The sequence below is a fragment of the Alicycliphilus sp. T452 genome (assembly GCF_054512775.1).
In genome coordinates this window covers 36067-55048 of the sequence record NZ_JBTNEH010000021.1, presented here as the reverse complement: position 1 = coordinate 55048, position 18982 = coordinate 36067, and the positions used below count along the sequence as shown (strand labels likewise).

At 70.1% G+C, this 18982-nt stretch carries 17 protein-coding genes; 13 read left to right on the top strand and 4 right to left on the bottom strand.

The genetic code is table 11. The features are described from left to right. Nucleotides 1–207 precede the first annotated feature (207 nt). The 4 genes from ppsA (at nucleotide 208) to ACX12L_RS17405 (ending at nucleotide 5585) form a co-directional block, all read left to right on the top strand. Complete coding sequence (gene ppsA, locus ACX12L_RS17420) at nucleotides 208–2598, top strand: phosphoenolpyruvate synthase (protein WP_459263718.1); 2391 nt, start codon at nucleotides 208–210, stop codon at nucleotides 2596–2598. A 13-nt stretch (nucleotides 2599–2611) separates the two neighbouring features. Beyond that, complete coding sequence (locus tag ACX12L_RS17415) at nucleotides 2612–2929, top strand: DUF4212 domain-containing protein (protein ID WP_459263717.1); 318 nt, start codon at nucleotides 2612–2614, stop codon at nucleotides 2927–2929. Then, nucleotides 2922–5006, top strand: coding sequence for a VC_2705 family sodium/solute symporter (locus ACX12L_RS17410; RefSeq protein ID WP_459263716.1), 2085 nt, complete (start codon nucleotides 2922–2924; stop codon nucleotides 5004–5006). The genes ACX12L_RS17415 and ACX12L_RS17410 overlap by 8 nt, the downstream gene beginning before the upstream one ends. 120 nt (nucleotides 5007–5126) lie before the next feature. After that, entirely contained in the window at nucleotides 5127–5585 is a 459-nt protein-coding gene (locus ACX12L_RS17405; protein ID WP_459263715.1) for a hypothetical protein, read from the top strand. Nucleotides 5586–5658: 73 nt separating this feature from the next. Here the strand turns inward: ACX12L_RS17405 and efp are convergent, their stop codons facing one another. The 3 genes from efp to ACX12L_RS17390 form a co-directional block, all read right to left on the bottom strand. Continuing rightward, nucleotides 5659–6213, bottom strand: a complete 555-nt coding sequence (gene efp, locus ACX12L_RS17400; protein WP_459263714.1) for an elongation factor P — start codon at nucleotides 6211–6213, stop codon at nucleotides 5659–5661. A gap of 159 nt (nucleotides 6214–6372) precedes the next feature. Beyond that, nucleotides 6373–7455 (bottom strand): elongation factor P maturation arginine rhamnosyltransferase EarP, encoded by a 1083-nt coding sequence (earP, locus tag ACX12L_RS17395; RefSeq protein ID WP_459263713.1) that lies wholly within the window; start codon nucleotides 7453–7455, stop codon nucleotides 6373–6375. Further along, entirely contained in the window at nucleotides 7452–8354 is a 903-nt protein-coding gene (locus ACX12L_RS17390) for a LysR family transcriptional regulator (RefSeq protein WP_459263712.1), read from the bottom strand. Before ACX12L_RS17390 ends, earP begins: the two co-directional genes overlap by 4 nt. A gap of 127 nt (nucleotides 8355–8481) precedes the next feature. On the opposite strand from ACX12L_RS17390, the gene ACX12L_RS17385 reads away from it, so the two are divergent. From ACX12L_RS17385 to ACX12L_RS17370, 4 genes are read left to right on the top strand one after another with little or no spacing between them, the layout of a single operon-like run. Continuing rightward, entirely contained in the window at nucleotides 8482–9687 is a 1206-nt protein-coding gene (locus tag ACX12L_RS17385) for a CaiB/BaiF CoA transferase family protein (protein ID WP_459263711.1), read from the top strand. Next, nucleotides 9684–10655, top strand: coding sequence for a hydroxymethylglutaryl-CoA lyase (locus tag ACX12L_RS17380; RefSeq protein WP_459263710.1), 972 nt, complete (start codon nucleotides 9684–9686; stop codon nucleotides 10653–10655). Before ACX12L_RS17385 ends, ACX12L_RS17380 begins: the two co-directional genes overlap by 4 nt. Before the next feature lie 35 nt (nucleotides 10656–10690). After that, nucleotides 10691–11680, top strand: coding sequence for a tripartite tricarboxylate transporter substrate binding protein (locus tag ACX12L_RS17375; RefSeq protein ID WP_459263709.1), 990 nt, complete (start codon nucleotides 10691–10693; stop codon nucleotides 11678–11680). Between the two features lie 48 nt (nucleotides 11681–11728). Beyond that, nucleotides 11729–12712 carry a Bug family tripartite tricarboxylate transporter substrate binding protein gene (locus ACX12L_RS17370; protein ID WP_459263708.1) on the top strand — a complete coding sequence of 328 codons (984 nt, stop codon included), beginning with the start codon at nucleotides 11729–11731 and terminating at the stop codon, nucleotides 12710–12712. Between the two features lie 24 nt (nucleotides 12713–12736). Here the strand turns inward: ACX12L_RS17370 and ACX12L_RS17365 are convergent, their stop codons facing one another. Beyond that, nucleotides 12737–13663 carry a LysR substrate-binding domain-containing protein gene (locus tag ACX12L_RS17365; RefSeq protein ID WP_459263707.1) on the bottom strand — a complete coding sequence of 309 codons (927 nt, stop codon included), beginning with the start codon at nucleotides 13661–13663 and terminating at the stop codon, nucleotides 12737–12739. A gap of 91 nt (nucleotides 13664–13754) precedes the next feature. Here ACX12L_RS17365 and ACX12L_RS17360 point away from each other — a divergent pair, with 91 nt between their 5' ends. The 5 genes from ACX12L_RS17360 (at nucleotide 13755) to ACX12L_RS17340 (ending at nucleotide 18975) form a co-directional block, all read left to right on the top strand. Then, nucleotides 13755–14966, top strand: a complete 1212-nt coding sequence (locus ACX12L_RS17360; protein ID WP_459263706.1) for a CaiB/BaiF CoA transferase family protein — start codon at nucleotides 13755–13757, stop codon at nucleotides 14964–14966. A gap of 38 nt (nucleotides 14967–15004) precedes the next feature. After that, nucleotides 15005–16168: an acyl-CoA dehydrogenase family protein gene (locus ACX12L_RS17355; RefSeq protein WP_459263705.1), complete on the top strand. Its 1164-nt coding sequence runs from the start codon at nucleotides 15005–15007 to the stop codon at nucleotides 16166–16168. Nucleotides 16169–16362: 194 nt separating this feature from the next. After that, nucleotides 16363–17328 carry an ABC transporter substrate-binding protein gene (locus tag ACX12L_RS17350; protein ID WP_459263704.1) on the top strand — a complete coding sequence of 322 codons (966 nt, stop codon included), beginning with the start codon at nucleotides 16363–16365 and terminating at the stop codon, nucleotides 17326–17328. A gap of 25 nt (nucleotides 17329–17353) precedes the next feature. Continuing rightward, entirely contained in the window at nucleotides 17354–18193 is an 840-nt protein-coding gene (locus ACX12L_RS17345) for an ABC transporter permease (RefSeq protein WP_459263703.1), read from the top strand. Then, nucleotides 18193–18975 carry an ABC transporter ATP-binding protein gene (locus tag ACX12L_RS17340; protein WP_013519599.1) on the top strand — a complete coding sequence of 261 codons (783 nt, stop codon included), beginning with the start codon at nucleotides 18193–18195 and terminating at the stop codon, nucleotides 18973–18975. Before ACX12L_RS17345 ends, ACX12L_RS17340 begins: the two co-directional genes overlap by 1 nt. The last annotated feature ends 7 nt before the right edge of the window (nucleotides 18976–18982 follow it).

The following is an 18982-nucleotide window of genomic DNA, read 5'->3' as shown; positions in this document are numbered from 1 at the left end:
GGCAGGAAGCGGATAGGGTAGGACGCGGGGCGTGCGCGGTAACGGGCTGCGCCCCTACAATGGCGCCCATTATTCCCAATTTCTCCCCATGCACCGCGCCGGCCCACAACCACAACAGCAAAGCCGTGGCCGCTGCATGGGCGACCGCCTGAGGCATCTCTTGGCCTGTGCAGGCGCAGACCCGGTTTCAACTTCTGGAGCTTTCCCATGTCTGCACGTTTCGAGGCGACCGCCCTGGTCGTACCGTTTGAAAACCTGAGAATGAGCGACGTCGAGGTCGTCGGCGGCAAGAACGCCAGCCTCGGCGAGATGATCTCGCAGCTGCCCCAAGGGGTGCGCGTGCCCACGGGCTTTGCCACCACGGCGCACGCTTTCCGCGAGTTCCTGAGGCACGAGGGCCTGGCGGACCGCATCAGCGCCCGCCTGGCCAGGCTCGATACCGAAGACGTGCGCGCCTTGGCCGAGGCCGGCGCCGAAATCCGCGGCTGGGTCGAGGCCCAGCCCTTCCCGGCAGACCTGGAGAAGGCCGTGCGCGAGGCCTTCGCCCGGCTTTCCGGCGGCAACGACCAGGCCAGCTTCGCCGTGCGCTCCTCGGCCACGGCGGAAGACCTGCCGGACGCCTCGTTCGCGGGCCAGCAGGAGACCTTCCTGAACGTCGTCGGCATCGAGGACGTGCTGCACAAGATGAAGGAGGTGTTCGCCAGCCTCTACAACGACCGCGCCATCTCGTACCGCGTGCACAAGGGCTTCGCGCACGACGTGGTGGCCCTGTCGGCCGGCGTGCAGCGCATGGTGCGCTCGGACCTGGGCGCGGCCGGCGTGATGTTCACCATCGACACCGAAAGCGGCTTCGAGGACGTGGTCTTCATCACCAGCAGCTACGGCCTGGGCGAGACCGTGGTGCAGGGCGCCGTGAACCCCGACGAGTTCTACGTGCACAAGCCCATGCTCAAGGCCTCCAAGCGCGCCGTGATCCGCCGCAGCCTGGGCAGCAAGCTGATCCAGATGGTGTTCGCCAGCCCCGAGGAAAAGGCGGCCACCGGCAAGCTGGTCAAGACCATCGACGTGGCGACCGAGCAGCGCAACCGCTATTCGCTGACCGACGCCGAGGTGCAGCAGCTGGCGCAATATGCCCTGGTGATCGAGCAGCACTATGGCCGCCCCATGGACATCGAGTGGGGCAAGGACGGCCAGGACGGCCAGCTCTACATCCTGCAGGCCCGTCCCGAGACGGTGAAGAGCCAGGCCAAGGGCCAGGCCGAGCAGCGCTACAAGCTCAAGGGCCACGGTCAGGTGCTGGCAGAGGGCCGCGCCATCGGCCAGAAGATAGGCACCGGCCCGGTGCGCCTGATCCACGACATCCGCGAGATGGACAAGGTGCAGCCGGGCGACGTGCTGGTCACCGACATGACCGACCCCAACTGGGAGCCGGTGATGAAGCGCGCCTCGGCAATAGTCACCAACCGCGGCGGGCGCACCTGCCACGCCGCCATCATCGCGCGCGAGCTGGGCATTCCCGCCGTCGTGGGCTGCGGCCACGCGACCGACCGGCTCAAGGACGGCACCCTGGTGACGGTGAGCTGCGCCGAGGGGGACACCGGCAAGATCTACGACGGCCTGCTGGAAACCGAGGTGACCGAGGTGCAGCGCGGCGAGATGCCGCAGATCGCCACCAAGATCATGATGAACGTGGGCAACCCGCAGCTTGCCTTCGACTTCGCCCAGCTGCCGAACGAGGGCGTCGGCCTGGCGCGCCTGGAGTTCATCATCAACAACAACATCGGCGTGCACCCCAAGGCCATCCTGGACTACCCCGCCGTCGATGCCGACCTGAAGAAGGCCGTGGAATCCGTGGCCCGGGGCCACGCCAGCCCCCGCGCGTTCTACGTGGACAAGGTGGCCGAGGGCGTGGCGACGATCGCTGCCGCATTCTGGCCCAAGCCCGTCATCGTGCGCCTGTCGGACTTCAAGTCCAACGAGTACCGCAAGCTCATCGGCGGCAGCCGCTACGAGCCCGAGGAAGAGAACCCCATGCTGGGCTTCCGCGGCGCGGCGCGCTACATCAGCGAGGACTTCGGCGAGGCCTTCGCCATGGAATGCGAGGCCCTGAAGCGCGTGCGCAACGACATGGGCCTGACCAACGTGCAGGTCATGGTGCCCTTCGTGCGCACCCTGGGCCAGGCCGACCGCGTGACGCAGCTGCTGGCGGAGCACGGCCTCAAGCGCGGCGAGAACGACCTCAAGATCATCATGATGTGCGAGGTGCCCAGCAATGCCGTGCTGGCCGACGAGTTCCTGCAGTTCTTCGACGGCTTCTCGGTGGGCTCCAACGACCTGACCCAGCTCACCCTGGGGCTGGACCGCGACTCGGGCCTGGAGCTGCTGGCGAAGGACTTCGACGAGCGCGACCCGGCCGTGCGCGCGCTGCTCAAGCGCGCCATCGAGGCCTGCAAGCGCCAGGGCAAGTACGTGGGCATCTGCGGCCAGGGGCCCAGCGACCATCCGGACTTCGCCCTGTGGCTGGCGGGCGAAGGCATCACGTCGATCTCGCTGAACCCGGACAGCGTGATCGACACCTGGCAGAAACTGGCCGGCTGACTGCCGCCACGCCATGCCGCACCGCAGGACGCTGACGCACGACGAGCACGCGGGGGCGCCGTTCGCCCCCGACCTGCACGACGCGCGCCACCTGTGGCTCAAGGCCGGGCTGCTGCTCGCATGGGCGCTGGTGTCGTTCGCCGCCTGCTTCTTCGCGCGCGACCTGCAGTTCACGGTGGGGCAGTGGCACCTGAGCTACTGGATCGCCTCCCAGGGGGCGGTGCTGATGTTCATCGCCATCGTCTGCGTCTACTGCGCGGCGATGAGCCACTTCGAGCGGCAGGACATGGCGGCAGAGCGCAAGGCCGCCGAAGCCCGGGCGCATGACTGAGCGAGGCGCAGGGCGCTCCTACATGGCGCGCCTGAACCGCATCGTCGCGATGTACATCGTGGGCCTGCTGGGCTTCCTGGCCCTGATGGCCTGGGCCGAGCAGAACGGCCTGTCGCGCCAGTGGATAGGGCCCATCTTCCTGTTCCTGACGGTGATGGTCTATGCCGCCATCGGCGTCTACGGGCGCACCACCGACCCGGACGAGTACTACGTGGCGGGGCGCCGCATTCCTCCCGTCTACAACGGCATGGCCGCGGCCGCGGACTGGATGAGCGCGGCCTCGTTCATCAGCCTGTCGGGGGCGCTGTACCTGCAGGGCTTCTCGGGCACGCCGGACCAGCCCGGCGGCCTGGCCTACCTGCTGGGCTGGACGGGTGGCTTCGTGCTCGTGGCCATGCTGGTCGCGCCGCACCTGCGGGCCATGAACCTCTACACCATCCCCGACTTCTTCCAGGTGCGCTATGGCGGGCGCTGGCCGCGCATCATCGCGGCCCTGGCGGCCGTGCTGTGCTCGTTCACCTACGTGGTGGCGCAGATCTATGGCGTGGGGCTGATCGCCTCGCGCCTGACCGGCGTGCAGTTCGAGATCGGCATCATGCTGGGCCTGGGCGGAGTGCTGCTGTGCTCGTTCCTGGGGGGAATGCGGGCCATCACCTGGACGCAGGTCGCGCAGTACATGGTGATCCTGCTGGCGTTCCTGATACCCGTGTCCTGGCTGGCCTACAAGCAGCTGGGCAATCCTGCGGCCCCGGTCGCAGTGGGCCTGCAGATCGGCAAGATCGCGCAGCTGGAAGAGGGATTGCTGGCCTCGGAGGTCGAGCACCAGGTCGTGGCCGCCTACCTGCAGCGAGCGCGCGACTACGAGGCGCGGCTGGCCGATGTGCCTGCCGCGCTGGCGCGCGAACACGAGGCCGCGCGCCAGCGCATCCAGCGCCTGCGCGGCCAGAACGCCGACGTGGGCCTGATCGTCGCGGCCAGCCGCGAGCTGGCCTCCATGCCGCGCGACGAGGCGGCCGCGCGCGAGCGCTGGACGCGCGAGATGCACGCCAACTACGAGCGCGCGCGCGCGCTGGGCGGCCTGCCGCGCCACAGCCAGGCCTTTGCCGGCGACCCGCAGGGCACGCCCGCCGAGCGGGAGGCCTTCGACAATTCGCGGCGCAACTTCCTGGCGCTGATGTTCTGCCTCATGGTGGGCACGGCAGGCCTGCCGCACCTGCTCACGCGCTATTACACGGTGCCGTCCGTGGCGGGCGCGCGCGCTTCGGTGGCCTGGTCGCTGTTCTTCATCGCCCTGCTGTACCTGAGCGCGCCGGCGCTGGCGGTGCTGGTGAAGTTCGAGGTCATGAACAACCTCGTGGGCAGCAGCTTCGACCAGCTGCCCAACTGGATGGCGCAGTGGGCGCGCGTGGATGCCTCGCTGCTGTCGGTCGAGGACATCAACGGCGACGGTATCGTGCAGTTCGGCGAAGTCCGCTTCGGCGCCGACCTCATCATGCTGGCCACGCCCGAGATCGGCGGCATGCCCTACGTCATCTCGGGCCTGGTGGCCGCGGGCGGGCTGGCTGCGGCGCTGTCCACCGCCGACGGCCTGCTGCTGACCATCAGCAACGCGCTGGTGCGCGACCTGTACTTCCAGGAGACGCGCCGCAGGGCGTCGCCCGAACAGCGCGTGATCCTCACCAAGTTCACGCTGCTCACGGTGGCGCTGTCGGCCGCCTTCGTGGCGGCGCTCAAGCCCTCGGAGATCCTGCCCATGGTCTCGGCATCGTTCTCGATCGCCGCATCGGCCTTCGTGCCGGCCATGGTCCTGGGCATCTTCTGGCGCGGCACCACGCGGCACGGCGCCGTGGCCGGCATGCTGGCGGGCCTGTCGGTCACCATGTACTACCTGCTTGCCCAGGTCGATGGGGTGCGCGAACTGGTGCCGAAACTGCTGCTCTCGGATGGCCTGTGGTTTGGCATACACCCGATCTCCGCCGGAGTGTTCGGCGTGCCCACGGGCCTGGCCGTGGCCTGGCTCGTCAGCCTGGCCACCCGGCCGGGCAGGCCGCGGCCCGTGCCGGCAGACGGGCTGTGACTCGCGCCTGACCGCACTTCTGCGCAAGTGGTTTTGCGGTTCACAAATTTTCACGTTTGTGCAAGACTGAAACCTCTATGGCGCCATGTTCCCGATGTGGCGCGAGGCGAGGGCAAGCGCATGATCTTTGTGAAAACCCAGGCCGGGCAGAAGGCGCTCAAGGAGCACCATGGCGTGCTGTCGCCGCGCCAGCGCTCGGCCTTCATATTGTTCGATGGCCGGCGCGCGCTGGCGCAGGTGCTTGCGGCCACCGCCGCGATCGGGATCACGCAGGACGACGTGCAGTTCATGATCGACGAGGGGCTGCTCGAACGCGCCAGCGCGGCGCCGCAGGCCAGGGAGCCCGAGGCGCCCGCGCAGGCCGATGAAGGCGGCGCCCACTCCGCCAGCGAGCGCTACCAGGCGGCCTACCTCATCGCCACCGAACTCACGGCCAGCCTGGGCCTGCGCGGGTTCCGCCTGAACCTGGCCGTCGAAGGCACGACGGGCTTCGAGTCCCTGGCCGCGCTGGCGCCCAAAATCCGCGACGCGGTGGGCGAGGCGAAGTACGAACGGCTGGAGCGCGCGCTGTTCGCATGACCGCGCGCCCGGAGAACGGGCATAAAAAAAGGAACGTGCAGGGCACGTTCCTTTCCAGCCGGGTGGCGTCCGTTCAGACGCGCTTGCGGTATTCGCCCGTGCGGGTGTCGATCTCGATCCTGTCGCCCTGGCCCACGAACAGGGGCACGGCCACTTCGAAGCCGGTGGCGATCTTCGCGGGCTTGAGCACCTTGCCAGACGTGTCGCCCTTGACGGCGGGCTCGGTCCAGGTGATCTCGCGCTCGACGCTGGTGGGCAGCTCCACCGAGATGGCCTTGCCGTCGTAGAACACCACTTCGGCGGCCATGCCGTCTTCCAGGTAGCTGATGGCGTCGCCCATGTTGCCGGCCTCGACCTCGTACTGGTTGTACTCGGCGTCCATCCACACGTACATGGGGTCGGCGAAGTAGGAGTAGGTGCAGTCCTTCTTGTCCAGGATCACGTTATCGATCTTGTCGTCGGCCTTGAAGACGACTTCGGTGCCCATGTTGGACAGGAGCGCCTTGAGCTTCATGCGCACGGTGGCGGCGCCGCGGCCGCCGCGGGCGTATTCGGTCTTGAGGACGATCATGGGGTCTTTGCCCTGCATGATCACGTTGCCGGCGCGGATTTCTTGAGCGATTTTCATGGCTTGCTTGGGATGGTAAGGTTGGGCCGCTCCACAAGTCGGGGCGGGCGGGCGTGGCCGCGGGGGGGCCGCCTTCCACCCCGGCGCATGTTCCGCGGCGGGGGCGCCGGCTGGGCACGCTAGCGTGCGGCCTTGGGGTATGGCGCAAAACCAGGAATTCTAGCGTTTCTCCGCCACAAACCCTAGTAGTAAGGTCAATAAATCGGGTTGTGCCAGCAGCCGGGCGCGTGCCGCCGCCGTGCAGGCGCGCCATTCGGCCAGCGTGGCGGCATCGAGCAGCGGCAGCGCGGGCGCGCTGTCCAGCCCGTTCCACAGCGCATGGAAGCGCCGCAGCGATGCGGGCGCTTGCAGCCAGTCCAGGAATGCCATCAGCTTGGCGTGGTGCGCGCCGTCGTGCTGCGGGTAGATGTGCCACACGAAGGGTTGGCCGGCCCAGAGCGCGCGCGCCAGAGAATCCTCGCCGCGCACGAGGTTCAGGTCGCAGGCCCAGAGCATTTCGTCGAATGCCGGCTGGGGGCAGGGTTCGAGGTATGAAAAAGAGAGCTGCTTGCGCTCCATCCATGCGGGTTTCAGGTCGATTTCATGCAAAACGGCCGCCGTGGCGCGGCCCGGCGTGACCAGCAGGTGCGCGCCGGGGCGGGGCCCGAGCTGCGCGAGCAGCTGCGCAAGGGCGGGGGGCTCGTAGCAGAACAGCGAGACGGCCAGGTCGTGCGGCGCGATGCCGTGGCGCGCGCGCCAGGCCTGGCGGTCGAAGGCCGCCTGGCGGGCGGCGAGGTCGCGCTCGCGCAGCAGGCCGCCCGTGCGTTCGGTGAAGCCGGGGTAGAAGAACCAGCGCGTCAGGCCCGCGCCGGGGCCGCCCGTGAGAGGCGAGGGCAGGCGGTGGCAGCGTTCGACGTAGCTTTCGGCCGACAGGTACTCCAGGTTGATCCACAAGGGTTTTTTGCCTCCATCGCCCGTGTGGCGGGCGATGGCAGCTATGAAGTCGGGAGCAATCTCGCAGCCGAAGGCCTCCACGACCACGTCGCCCGGCCCATCCGGCGGCGCCTGGGCGGGCCAGGGCAGCACCTGTACGCCTGCGGCTCCCCGTGGCGCCATCCACGACAGGGCCGTGGCGTCGTCCACCCACAGGCGCACACGGTGGCCCCGGGCGGCGAGCTCGGCGGCCAGGCGCCAGCACACGCCGATGTCGCCGTAGTTGTCGATGACTTGGCAGAAGATGTCCCAGCGCAACGAGGCGTTCATGCGCCGGCCTCCGTGCCCTGGGCGCGCAGGTGGTCCACCAGCAGCCGGGCCACGCCCGAGAGCGGCTCCTGCGCGCGCACGCACAGCGAGAGCCGCCGGCGCGCCCAGGGCTCGGCCAGCGCGACGGCGCGGATGGCCAGCGTGCCGCGCAGGTTCTGCGCGCTGCCGCGCGGCAGCACGGCCACGCCCAGGCCGGCCGAGACCATGAGGCACAGCGCGTCGTAGCTCGTGACCTGCATGCGCAGCCGCAGGGGCATCTCCAGCTCGGCCGCCGCGCGCGTGAGCAGGTTGTTGATGGCGCTGCCCGGGTGCATGCCGACGAAGTCGCAGGGCAGGGCGTCGGCCAGCCGCACGCGCCGCCGGCGCGCCAGCGCATGGCCCGTGGGCACGATGAGCACCAGCTCGTCCTCGCGGTAGGGCAGCAGCGCGACGCGCTCGCCGTAGCTGCCGTGGTTGAGGATGCCCACGTCGGCCGCGTTCTCGGCCACCGACTGCGCCACGGCGCTGCTGATCTGCTCCTGCAGCCGCACGCCGACCTGCGGATGCGCGGCCATGAAGCGCTGCAGTTCGCCGGGCAGGAACTGCGTGATGGCCGAGATGTTGGCCACCACGCGCACATGGCCGCGCACGCCGGCGCGGTAGTCGCGCATCTGCGTGGCGATGCCGTCCAGGTCGTTGAGCACGCCGCGCGCGAGGTTCAGCAGCGCGTAGGCCGCGGCCGTGGGCTCGGTGCCGCGGTTGCTGCGCGTGAACAGCTCCACGCGCAGCTGGTCCTCCAGCTCAGCCAGGCGGCGGCTGGCGGCGGATGGCGCGATGTGTTCGCGCGCGGCGGCGCGGGCGATGGCGTTTTCCTCCATCACCGCGACGAACAGGCGCAGGGAGACCGGGTCGAGCTTCATGGGCGGCGATGGTACTGCGGCGGCGCGCGGCCATGCCGGTTTGCGATGGCAGCGTCGCGCTTGAGCGTTTTGTGCGCGGCGCCGGGCGGCGCATCATCCACAGCGGATTTCAGGAGACGACACCGCCATGCAAGAGACAACCACCCCCGCCGCGCTGGCCGGCGTGCGCGTGATCGAGATGGGCCAGCTCATCGCCGGGCCGTTCTGCGGCAAGACGCTGGGCGAGTTCGGCGCCGAGGTCATCAAGATCGAGGCGGTCGGAGCCGGCGACCCGCTGCGCAACTGGCGCCTCATCAAGAACGGCACGTCCGTGTGGTGGCAGGTGCAGTCGCGCAACAAGAAATCGGTGGCGCTGGACCTGCGCCAGAGCGAGGCGCAAGCAATAGCGCGCCGCCTCATCGCCGAGGCCGACGTGCTCATCGAGAACTTCCGCCCCGGCACGCTCGAGGGCTGGGGCATGTCGCTCGAGGAACTGCACGCGCTCAACCCGGGCCTCGTGATCCTGCGCATCTCGGGCTACGGCCAGACGGGGCCGTACCGCGACCTGCCGGGCTTCGGCGTGATCGGCGAGGCCATGGGCGGCCTGCGCCACCTCACGGCCGAGCCGGGCCGCGTGCCGGTGCGCGTGGGCGTCTCGATCGGCGACACGCTGGCCGCGCTGCACGGCGCCATCGGCGTGATGATGGCGCTGTACCACCGCAAGGTGCACGGCGGCGCGGGCCAGGTGATCGACGTGGCGCTGCACGAGGCCGTGTTCAACTGCATGGAGAGCCTGATCCCCGAGTACAGCGCCTTCGGCGTGGTGCGCGAGGCCGCGGGCAGCGCGCTGCCGGGCATCGCGCCCTCCAACGCCTACCCCTGCCAGGACGGCTGGGTGCTGGTGGCGGGCAATGGCGACAGCATCTTCAAGCGCCTGATGGCCGCCGTCGGCCGCCAGGACCTGGCCGACGACCCGCAGCTGGCCGACAACGCGGGCCGCGTGGCGCGCGTGGCCGAGATCGACGGGGCTATTCAAGCGTGGACGGCCACGCTGACCGTGGCGCAGGTCATGGAGCGGCTGGCCGCCGCGCGCGTGCCCGCGGGCAAGGTCTACACGGCCCGGGACATCGCCGAGGACCCGCACTACCAGGCGCGCGGCATGCTGCTCACGCAGCAGACGCGCGACGGCGACGAAGTCACCGTGCCGGGCATTTGCCCCAAGCTCTCGGCCACGCCAGGCACGATCCGCTCCAGCGCCCCCCGCCTGGGCGACGACACCGACGCCGTGCTGGCCGAGGCCGGCCTGACGCAGGAACAGATCGCGCTGCTGCGCAGCAAGGGCGTCATCCAATGAACACCGTGTGGAACGGCGCCGGGCGCCGCATCGAGATCTGCGACGTGGGCATGCGCGACGGCCTGCAGATGGAGGCGCAGTTCGTGCCCACCGAGGACAAGATCGCCCTCGTCGACGCGCTGTCGGCGGCGGGCATCGCCAAGATCGAGGTGACCTCGTTCACCTCGCCCACGGCCATCCCCGCGCTGCGCGACGCCGAGGTGGTGATGCGCGAGATAGCGCGCCGCCCCGGCGTCACCTACACCGCGCTGGTGCCCAACGCGCGCGGCGCGGAGCGCGCCATCGAGTCGCGCACCGACGAGCTCAACCTCGTCATGTCGGTGAGCGAGACGCACAACCTGGCCAACCTGCGCATGACGCGCGCGCAGTCGTTCGCGGCGCTGGCGCAGGTGGTGGCCATGGCGCAGACCGCGCACGTGCCGGTGAATGTGTCGCTGTCGTGCGTGTTCGGCTGCCCCATGGAGGGCGACGTGGCCCTGGACGGCGTGTGGGACTGGGTGCAGCGCTTCGCCGGCCTGGGCGTGGCCGGCATCACGCTGTGCGACACCACGGGCATGGCCTACCCCTCGCAGGTGGCGCAGGTGGTGGCGCAGGCGCGCGCGCGCTGGCCGGGCCTGGCGTTCACGCTGCACTTCCACAACACACGCGGCATGGGGCTGGCCGACGTGCTCGCCGCCATCGACGCGGGGGCCGACCGGTTCGACGCCTCGCTCGGCGGCCTGGGCGGCTGCCCCTATGCGCCGGGCGCCACGGGCAACGTGTGCACCGAGGAGATCGTGCACGCGCTCGCGCTCATGGGCTATGACACGGGCGTTCAGCTTTCCGCGCTCATCGCGGCGGCCGCGCGCCTGCCCGCGCTCATCGGCCACGAGGTGCCCAGCCAGATCGTCAAGGCCGGCTGCCGGCTGGACCTGCACCCGGTGCCCGCCGGCTTCGACGCGATCCGCGAACGCGCACTGGCGCGGTGACGCCGTACCCCGCATACCCCACAGGAGACGACCCCATGCCTTTCACCCATGCCGTGGCCCGGCGCCATGCCGCACTGGCGCTGGCCGCCGTACTGTGCGCCGCGCCGCTGGCCGCCGCCGCGCAGGACAAGTACCCCTCCAAGCCCATCACCCTCGTGGTGCCGCAGGCCGCGGGCGGCGCCAACGATGCGATCGCGCGCGTGCTCGCGCAGCGCCTGACCGAGCAGATGGGCCAGAGCGTGATCGTGGACAACCGCCCCGGCGCGGGCGGCACGCTGGCCACGGCGGCCCTGGCGCGCGCCAGGCACGACGGCTACACGCTGCTGGTCACGGCCGACAGCGCGCACGTGATCGGCCCCGCGCTCTACAAGAACCCGGGCTTCGATGCCGTCAAGGACTTCGAGCCCGTGGCGCCCATCGCCACGGCGGGCTACGTGCTCGTGGCGCACCCCTCGTTCCCGGCCAACAACGTGGCCGACCTGATCCGGCTCGCCAAGGCCAGCCCGGGCAAGTACGCCATCGCCTCGGCCGGCAACGGCACGCTCAACCACCTGATCGGCGAACTTCTGCAGAAGGCCGCGGGCATCCAGTTGCAGCACATCCCCTACAAGGGCTCGGCCGCCGCCGCCACCGACGTGGCGGGCGGGCAGGTGCCGCTGTCGGTGCAGAGCCTGCCCTCGTCGATTTCCTTCATCAAGGCGGGCAAGCTCAAGGTGCTGGGCGTGGTGAACGAGAAGCGCGTGGCCGTGCTGCCCGACGTGCCCACCATCGGCGAGACGCTCAAGGGCTTCGGCCAGGCGCCGTGGTATGCCATGTTCGCCCCCGCGGGCACACCCGCGTCCATCGTGGAGCGGCTGCAGGCCGAGGTGGCGCGCGCGCTGGACCACAAGGACGTGGCGGACAAGCTCGCCGTCGTCGGCTGCGAGCCGTTCAAGGGCACATCGGCCCAGCTTGGCGCGCTGGTGCGGGCCGACCTGCCCAAGTGGGCGCGCGTGGTGAAGGACACCGGCGCCACCGTGGATTGACGGCACGACCCACCGTTTTGATTTGATGAAACCCTCGAAGGAGACGAGATGACGACGATCACCCGCAAACGCTTCACCGCGCTGGCCCTGGCCGCGCTCGCGCCGCTGGCGCTGTCCACGGCCTGGGCCCAGGGGCCTTACCCCTCCAAGCCCGTGACCTTCGTGGTGCCGGCCGCGGCCGGCGGCACCACCGACATCGCGGCGCGCATGGCCGCGCAGGCGCTGGCACCCGTGCTGGGCCAGTCGGTGGTGGTGGACAACAAGGCTGGCGGCAACGGCACGATCGCGGCTGCCATCGTCAAGCGCGCCGAGCCCGACGGCTACACGCTGCTCATGCAGTACTCGGGCTACCACGTGATCTCGCCCCACCTGACCCGCGCGCCGCAGTGGGAGCAGAAGGACTTCCAGCCCATCGCCAACGTGCTCTCGGCGCCGCAGATCATCGTGGTGCGCGAGGGCCTGCCCGTGAAGACGCTGGCCGAGCTGGTCGCCTACGCCAAGGCCAACCCGGGCAAGCTCAACTACGCCTCGTCGGGCAACGGCTCGCTGCAGCACGTGACGGGCGCCATGCTGGAGCAGCAGGGCGGCATCAAGATGGTGCACGTGCCCTACAAGGGCACGGGCCCCGCGCTGCAGGACCTGCTGGGCGGCCAGGTGGACCTGACCTTCGGCACCGCGCCACCGTTCATGCCGCACATCCAGTCCGGCAAGCTGCGCGTGCTGGCCGTCACGGGCAAGGAGCGCCTGCCCAGCCTGCCCGACGCGCCCACCACGGCCGAGGCCGGCTACCCCGGCGTCAACGCCACCTCGTGGTTCGCGCTGTTCGCGCCCGCGGCCGTACCCAAGCCGATCATCGACAAGCTGGCGGCCGACATGAAGAAGGTGGTGGAAGACCCGGCCTTCCGCAAGAAGGCGCAGGAGCAGGGCGCCACGGCCGACTACCAGGGCCCGCAGCAGCTCGGCGCGCGCGTGAAGGCCGACTTCGCGGCCTGGGCCGACGTGATCAAGAGCTCCAAGATCGACCCCGAGTAAGCAGCGTAGCCGCCCCCCGGGCGGCTACGGCGCATCGGGCGCCGTCATGGCATCGCGCTGGCGCGTGAAGCATTCGCGCACCACGTGCGCGAACAAGGGCGCGCGCGGATTGTGCGCGCCGAGGCGCTCGGGGTACGCCATGACCACCGACTGGGCCGCCAGCGGCCCGCGCAGGCGCCGGCAGGCCAGGCGCTTGCCGTCGTAGCTCCAGTCGCGCACGGGGCGCGTGGTGAGCAGCGAGACGCCCAGCCCGTTGGCCACCAGCGAGCGCACCATTTCGATCGACGGCGTCGCATGCGCGATGCGCGGCGCGACGCCCGCCTGGCGGAACAGCGACAGGAAGTATTCGCGGCTGTGCGGCAGGTCGATGAGGATGAAGGGCTCCTGCGCCAGCGCGGTGACCGGCAGGCTGGTGCGCGCCGCCAGCGCGTGGCCCGCGGGCAGCAGGGCGTAGGGCACGAATGACGTCACGGCCTCCAGGCGTACGGGGCGCGCCAGGCCCATGTCGTAGAGCAGGGCGGCGTCCAGCGCGCCGCGTTCGAGCATCTGCAGCAGCGCCTCGGTGTCGCCCTCGTGCACCTCGACCTCCACCTGCGGATGGCGTTCGCGCATGCGCACCAGCATGGCGGGCAGGTGGCGCGGCGCGAGCGTGGACAGGCAGCCGACGCGCAGCAGCCCCGCTTCCTCGTCCGTGCGCGGCCCTTCGAGCGCGCGGGCGCGCTCCAGCAGCGCGTGCGTCTCGCGGTGGCGCATCTGGCCCGCCGCCGTGAGCTCCAGGCCGCGCGCATGGCGGCGCACGAACAGCGCCTCGCCCCACAGAGCCTCCAGGTCGGCGATGGCCTTGGAAATGCTGGGCTGCGACACGCTGAGTGCCGCGGCCGCGCGCGCCGCGCCGCCGTGCTGGGCCGCGGCGGCGAAGTATTCGAGCTGGCGCAGGCTGATATTTATCAAGATAGTTGATTCAAGGTATCAAGATTGAATATTTTATTTTGATCCTGCTTTGGGCAACCATCGGGCTTCCGTGCATTCACAGGAGCCCCGCATGCCCGTACCGCCCCCCACCATCCGGCCGCTCGACGGCATCCGCATTCTCGACTTCAGCCGCGTGCTCGCGGGCCCGCTGTCCACGGCGCTGCTGGCGGACCTGGGGGCCGAGGTCATCAAGGTCGAGCCGCCGGGCGGCGACGACTACCGCCACATCGGCCCCATGCGCGGCGGCATCAGCAGCCTGTTCACCGCGCTCAACCGCAACAAGAAGAGCATGGTGCTGGACCTCAAGCACCCCGAGGCCGCGGGCATCGTGGCGCAGCTGGCGCAGGAAGTGGACGTGGTGGTGGAGAACTTCCGCCCCGGCGTGGCCGAGCGCCTGGGCGTGGGCCCCGATGCACTACGCCGCGCCAACCCGCGCCTGGTGTACGTGAGCGTGTCGGGCTTCGGCCAGACGGGGCCGCTCGCGCACCTGCCGGCCTACGACATCATCGTGCAGGCCATGAGCGGCCTGATGGAGGCCACGGGCGAGCCCGACGGCCCGCCCACCCTGGTGGGCGAGGCCGTGTCCGACGTGATCGCGGGCCTGTTCGCGTCCTGGGCCACGCTGGCCGCGCTGCTGCAGCAGCGCCGCACGGGCCGGGGCCAGCACGTGGACGTGGCGATGTTCGACGCCACGCTGGCTTTCCTCGTCACGGGCGTGGGCCGCTACCTGTTCACGGGCGAGAGCGCACGGCGCAATGGCAACCGGCATTCCTTCTCGGCGCCGTTCGGCGTGTACCGCGCGCGGGACGGGCATTTCGCGCTGGCCGTGCTCAACAACAGGCTGTTCGCCGCGCTGGCGGCGCTGATCGGCGCGCCCGGCTTTGCGCAGGACGCGCGCTTTGCCACCGACGAGCTGCGCCGCGCCCACGAGCCCGAGCTTGCCGCCGCCATCGAGGCCTGGGCCGGCAGGCTCGGCGTGACCGAGGTGGTGGCGCAGCTGGAGGCCGCCGGCGTGCCTGGCAGCCCGCTGTGGACCATGGCGCAGGCCCTCGAATCGGAGCAGGGCCTGGCGCGCGGCCTGCTGCGCGCGGTGGACGACCCGCGCCTGCCGGGGCTGCGCGTGCCCACGCAGCCCGTGAAGTTCGGCGGCGCCGCTCCCAACCGCGCCGAGCCCGCGCCCGATCTGGGCCAGCACACCGACGAGCTCATGGCCGGGCTGCTGCAGGCGGGCGGAGAGCGGCTGGCCGCGCTGCGCGCGGCGGGGCTGTTCGGCCCCGCCTGAATTCCACGATCGCCCACAACCTTGAAGGAGCTCTTTATATGAATACCTTGAACCGACTCGGCGTCACCGCCGACGACCGGGCCGTGGCCGACGCCGTGGCCCGCTTCGCCACCGGGACCCTCGCGCCGCGCGCGCGGGAGATCGATGAACATGGCCTGTCCGTCACCTGCCACGTGCCGCAGCTGGCCGAGCTGGGCGTGATGGGCATGAACCTGCCGGAGCACCTGGGCGGCGCGGGCGTCACGCCCACGGCGATGCTGCTGTCGCTGGTGGAGATCTCGCGGGCCTGCGCGGCCACCTCGTCGATGATCGGCGCGCACTACCTGGGCACCGACGCGGTGCTCATAGGCGGCAGCCCCGGGCAGCACGCGCGGTGGTTGCCGCGCGCGGCCAGCGGCGAGTGGCTGGCGGGCTTCGCGCTGACCGAGCCGCGCGGCGGGTCGCACCCGGCCGACCTGCGCACGCGCGCCACGCGCGAGGGGGAGGGCGAGGACGCGCATTACCGCATCGATGGCGTGAAGCACTTCATCTCGAACGCGAAGGAGGCCGGGTTCCTCGTGGTCTTCGCCAAGACCGACCCCGGCGCAGGCGCGCGCGGGGTCAGCGCCTTCGTGGTGGAGACCGATTCGCCCGGCATCGGCATCTCGTCGCCCGAGAGGCTCATGGGCATCCAGGGCGCGCACGCGTTCGAGGTGGCGTTCGACGGCGTGCGCGTGCCGGCTGCGAACCGCCTGGGCGCCGAGGGCACGGGCTTCAAGACCGCGATGAGGGTGCTGGACAACAGCCGCCTCGACGTGGCGGCCACGGCCCTGGGCATTGCCGAGGCCGCGCTGGCCGACGCCACGCGCTGGATGAAGGAGCGCCAGATCGGCGGCGAGCCCATCGCGGGCAAGCAGGGCCTGCAGTGGATGCTGGCCGACATGAAGCTGCGCCTGGAGGCGTCCTGGGGCCTCACGCTGCAGGCGCTCGCGCTGCGCCAGGCGGGCCAGCCGTTCACGCTGCAGTCGGCCATGGCCAAGCTGCACGCCTCCGAGATGGCGGGCTTCGTGGCCGACGCCGCGCTGCAGATCCACGGCGGCTACGGCTACACGCGCGAGATGCCGCTGGAGCGCTACGTGCGCGACGCGCGCATCCTGCGGATCTACGAGGGCTCGTCCGAGGTGCAGCGCAACATCATCGCGCGCACCGTGCTGGCGGACTGACACCGTGCCGGGACGTTCCGCAACGCAATCCCGGGAGATGGGAAGGAGGCCGTTTTCTTGGTGCCCGAGGGGCGGTTTCCTCGTGTTTACCCTGTATAGACAGGTGCGTGGGCGCGCCGATCATCGCGGCGAGGAGGCAGGGCCTGCTTCCCGATCCGGATGAGCCAACGTACTTTTTCCTACAGGAGCTGAAGATGAGCCGAACGGTTGTGAAGATGGCGCCGCTGGCGGCGGCGGTGGCATGCGTGGCGGGGCTGGCCGCGCCGGCCCAGGCGCAGGAGACCAAGGTGGCCCTGGGCATGTCGGGCTGGACGGGGTTTGCGCCGCTGACGCTGGCCGACAAGGCGGGCATCTTCAAGAAGAACGGCCTGGACGTGGAGCTCAAGATGATTCCGCAGAAGGACCGCCATCTGGCCCTCGCCTCCAAGGCCATCCAGTGCGCCGCCACCACGGTGGAGACGCACGTGGCCTGGAACACCAACGGCGTGCCCATCGTGCAGATCTTCCAGATGGACAAGTCCTACGGCGCCGACGGCCTGGCCGTGCGCAACGACGTCAAGGGCTTCGCCGACCTCAAGGGCAAGACCGTGGGGGTGAGCGCTCCCGGCACGGCGCCGCACTTCGGCCTGGCCTGGATGCTGTCCAAGAACGGCATGAGCCTCAAGGACGTGAAGATCGTCTCGCTCGAACCTCAGCCCGCGGCCCAGGCCTTCATCTCGGGGCAGAACGATGCGGCCATGACCTACGAGCCGTATCTCTCCACCGTGCGCGCCAACCCGCAGGCCGGCAAGATCCTGGCCACCACGCTGGACTACCCCATGGTGATGGACACCGTGGGGTGCGACCCCGCCTGGCTCAAGGCCAACCCCAAGGCCGCGCAGGCCATGGCCAATTCCTACTTCCAGGCGCTGGAGATGATCAAGGCCGATCCCGCCAAGTCCTACGAGATCATGGGCTCGGCCGTCAAGCAGACGGGCGAGGCATTCGGCAAGTCCGCGTCCTACCTGCGCTGGCAGGACAAGGCCGCGAACCAGAAGTTCTTCGCGGGCGAGCTGCAGCAGTTCATGAAGGACGCCGCGGCCATCCTGCTCGAGGCCGGCGTGATCCGCAAGCTGCCCGACGGCTACGACGCGATGTACGACGCCAGCTTCATCAAGTGAGCGCAGGGTGCAGGAGGACCGGGATATGAATCAGGCGATGAGCGCCGCCCCCGCGCTGGGGCGGCGGGAGCGGCGGCCGCGCCGCCGCGGCCTGGCGCCGCTGGAGCCCGTGAGCGCCCGCATGCGGGTGGCCCTGGGCGTGGGTTTCTTCGTGCTGTTCTTCGTGGTGTGGGCCTTCTTCACGCTGGGCGGCTTCGTGTCGCCCACGTTCCTAGCCAGCCCCATCACCATGGCCAGGGAGGGCTGGCTGCTCTTCACCGAGTTCGGCTTCCTGCACGACATCGGCATGACCGTGTGGCGGGTGCTCGGCGGCTTCGTCATGGCCGCCGTGGTCGCCGTGCCGCTGGGCATCGCGATGGGCGCGCACAAGGGGGTGGAGGCCTTCCTGGAGCCCTTCGTGTCGTTCTGCCGCTACCTGCCGGCCTCGGCCTTCATCCCCCTGCTGATCCTGTGGGCGGGGCTGGGGGAACTGCAGAAGCTGCTCGTGATCTTCATCGGCTCGGTGTTCCAGATCATCCTGATGGTGGCCGTCACCGTGGGCAACGCCCGCAAGGACCTCGTGGAGGCCGCCTACACGCTGGGCGCCTCCAGCAGCGGCATCGTGCGCCGCGTGCTGATCCCGGGCGCCGCGCCCGACATCGCCGAGACGCTGCGCCTGGTGCTGGGCTGGGCCTGGACCTACGTGATCGTGGCCGAGCTCATCGGCTCGGCCTCGGGCATAGGCCACATGATCACCGACAGCCAGGCGCTGCTCAACACGGGGCAGATCATCTTCGGCATCATCGTCATCGGCCTGATCGGCCTGGTGTCCGACGTGCTATTCAAGGCCGTCAACCGCCGCCTGTTCGCCTGGAGTGCCTTGTGATGAACCCGCTCCTTTCCATCCAGGCGGTGTCGCGCACCTTCGTCAGCCCCAAGGGGCAGGCCACCCAGGCCCTGCTGCCCGTCGATTTCGACGTGCAGGAGAACGACTTCGTGACCATCCTCGGGCCGTCCGGCTGCGGCAAGTCGACCATGCTGCGCATCGTCGCCGGGCTGGACCATCCGACCTCGGGCCGGGTGCTGCTGGGCGGGCAGCCCGTCGAGGGGCCCGGCGCCGACCGCGGCATGGTGTTCCAGAGCTACACGCTGTTTCCCTGGCTCACCATCGAGCAGAACATACGCTTCGGCCTGCGCGAACGCGGCATGCCCGAAGGCGCGCAGAAGGAGCGCGCGGCGTATTTCATCGCCAAGGTGGGGCTGCGCGGCTTCGAGCAGCATTTCCCCAAGCAGCTCTCGGGCGGCATGCAGCAGCGCACGGCGATTGCGCGGGCGCTGGCCAACGATCCCAAGATCCTGCTCATGGACGAGCCTTTCGGCGCGCTCGACAATCAGACCCGCGTGCTCATGCAGGAACTGCTGCTAGGCATCTGGGAGGCCGAGCGCAAGACCGTGATGTTCGTCACGCACGACATCGACGAGGCCATCTTCATGGCCAACCGCGTGGCCGTGTTCAGCGCGCGCCCCGGGCGCATCAAGAGCGAGATCGCCGTCCACCTGCCGCACCCGCGCCACTATCGCGTAAAGACCTCGCCCGAGTTCATGGAGCTCAAGGCGCGCCTCACCGAGGAAATCCGCGCCGAATCCATGGCCGCCGAGGCCCATTGAGCGGCGT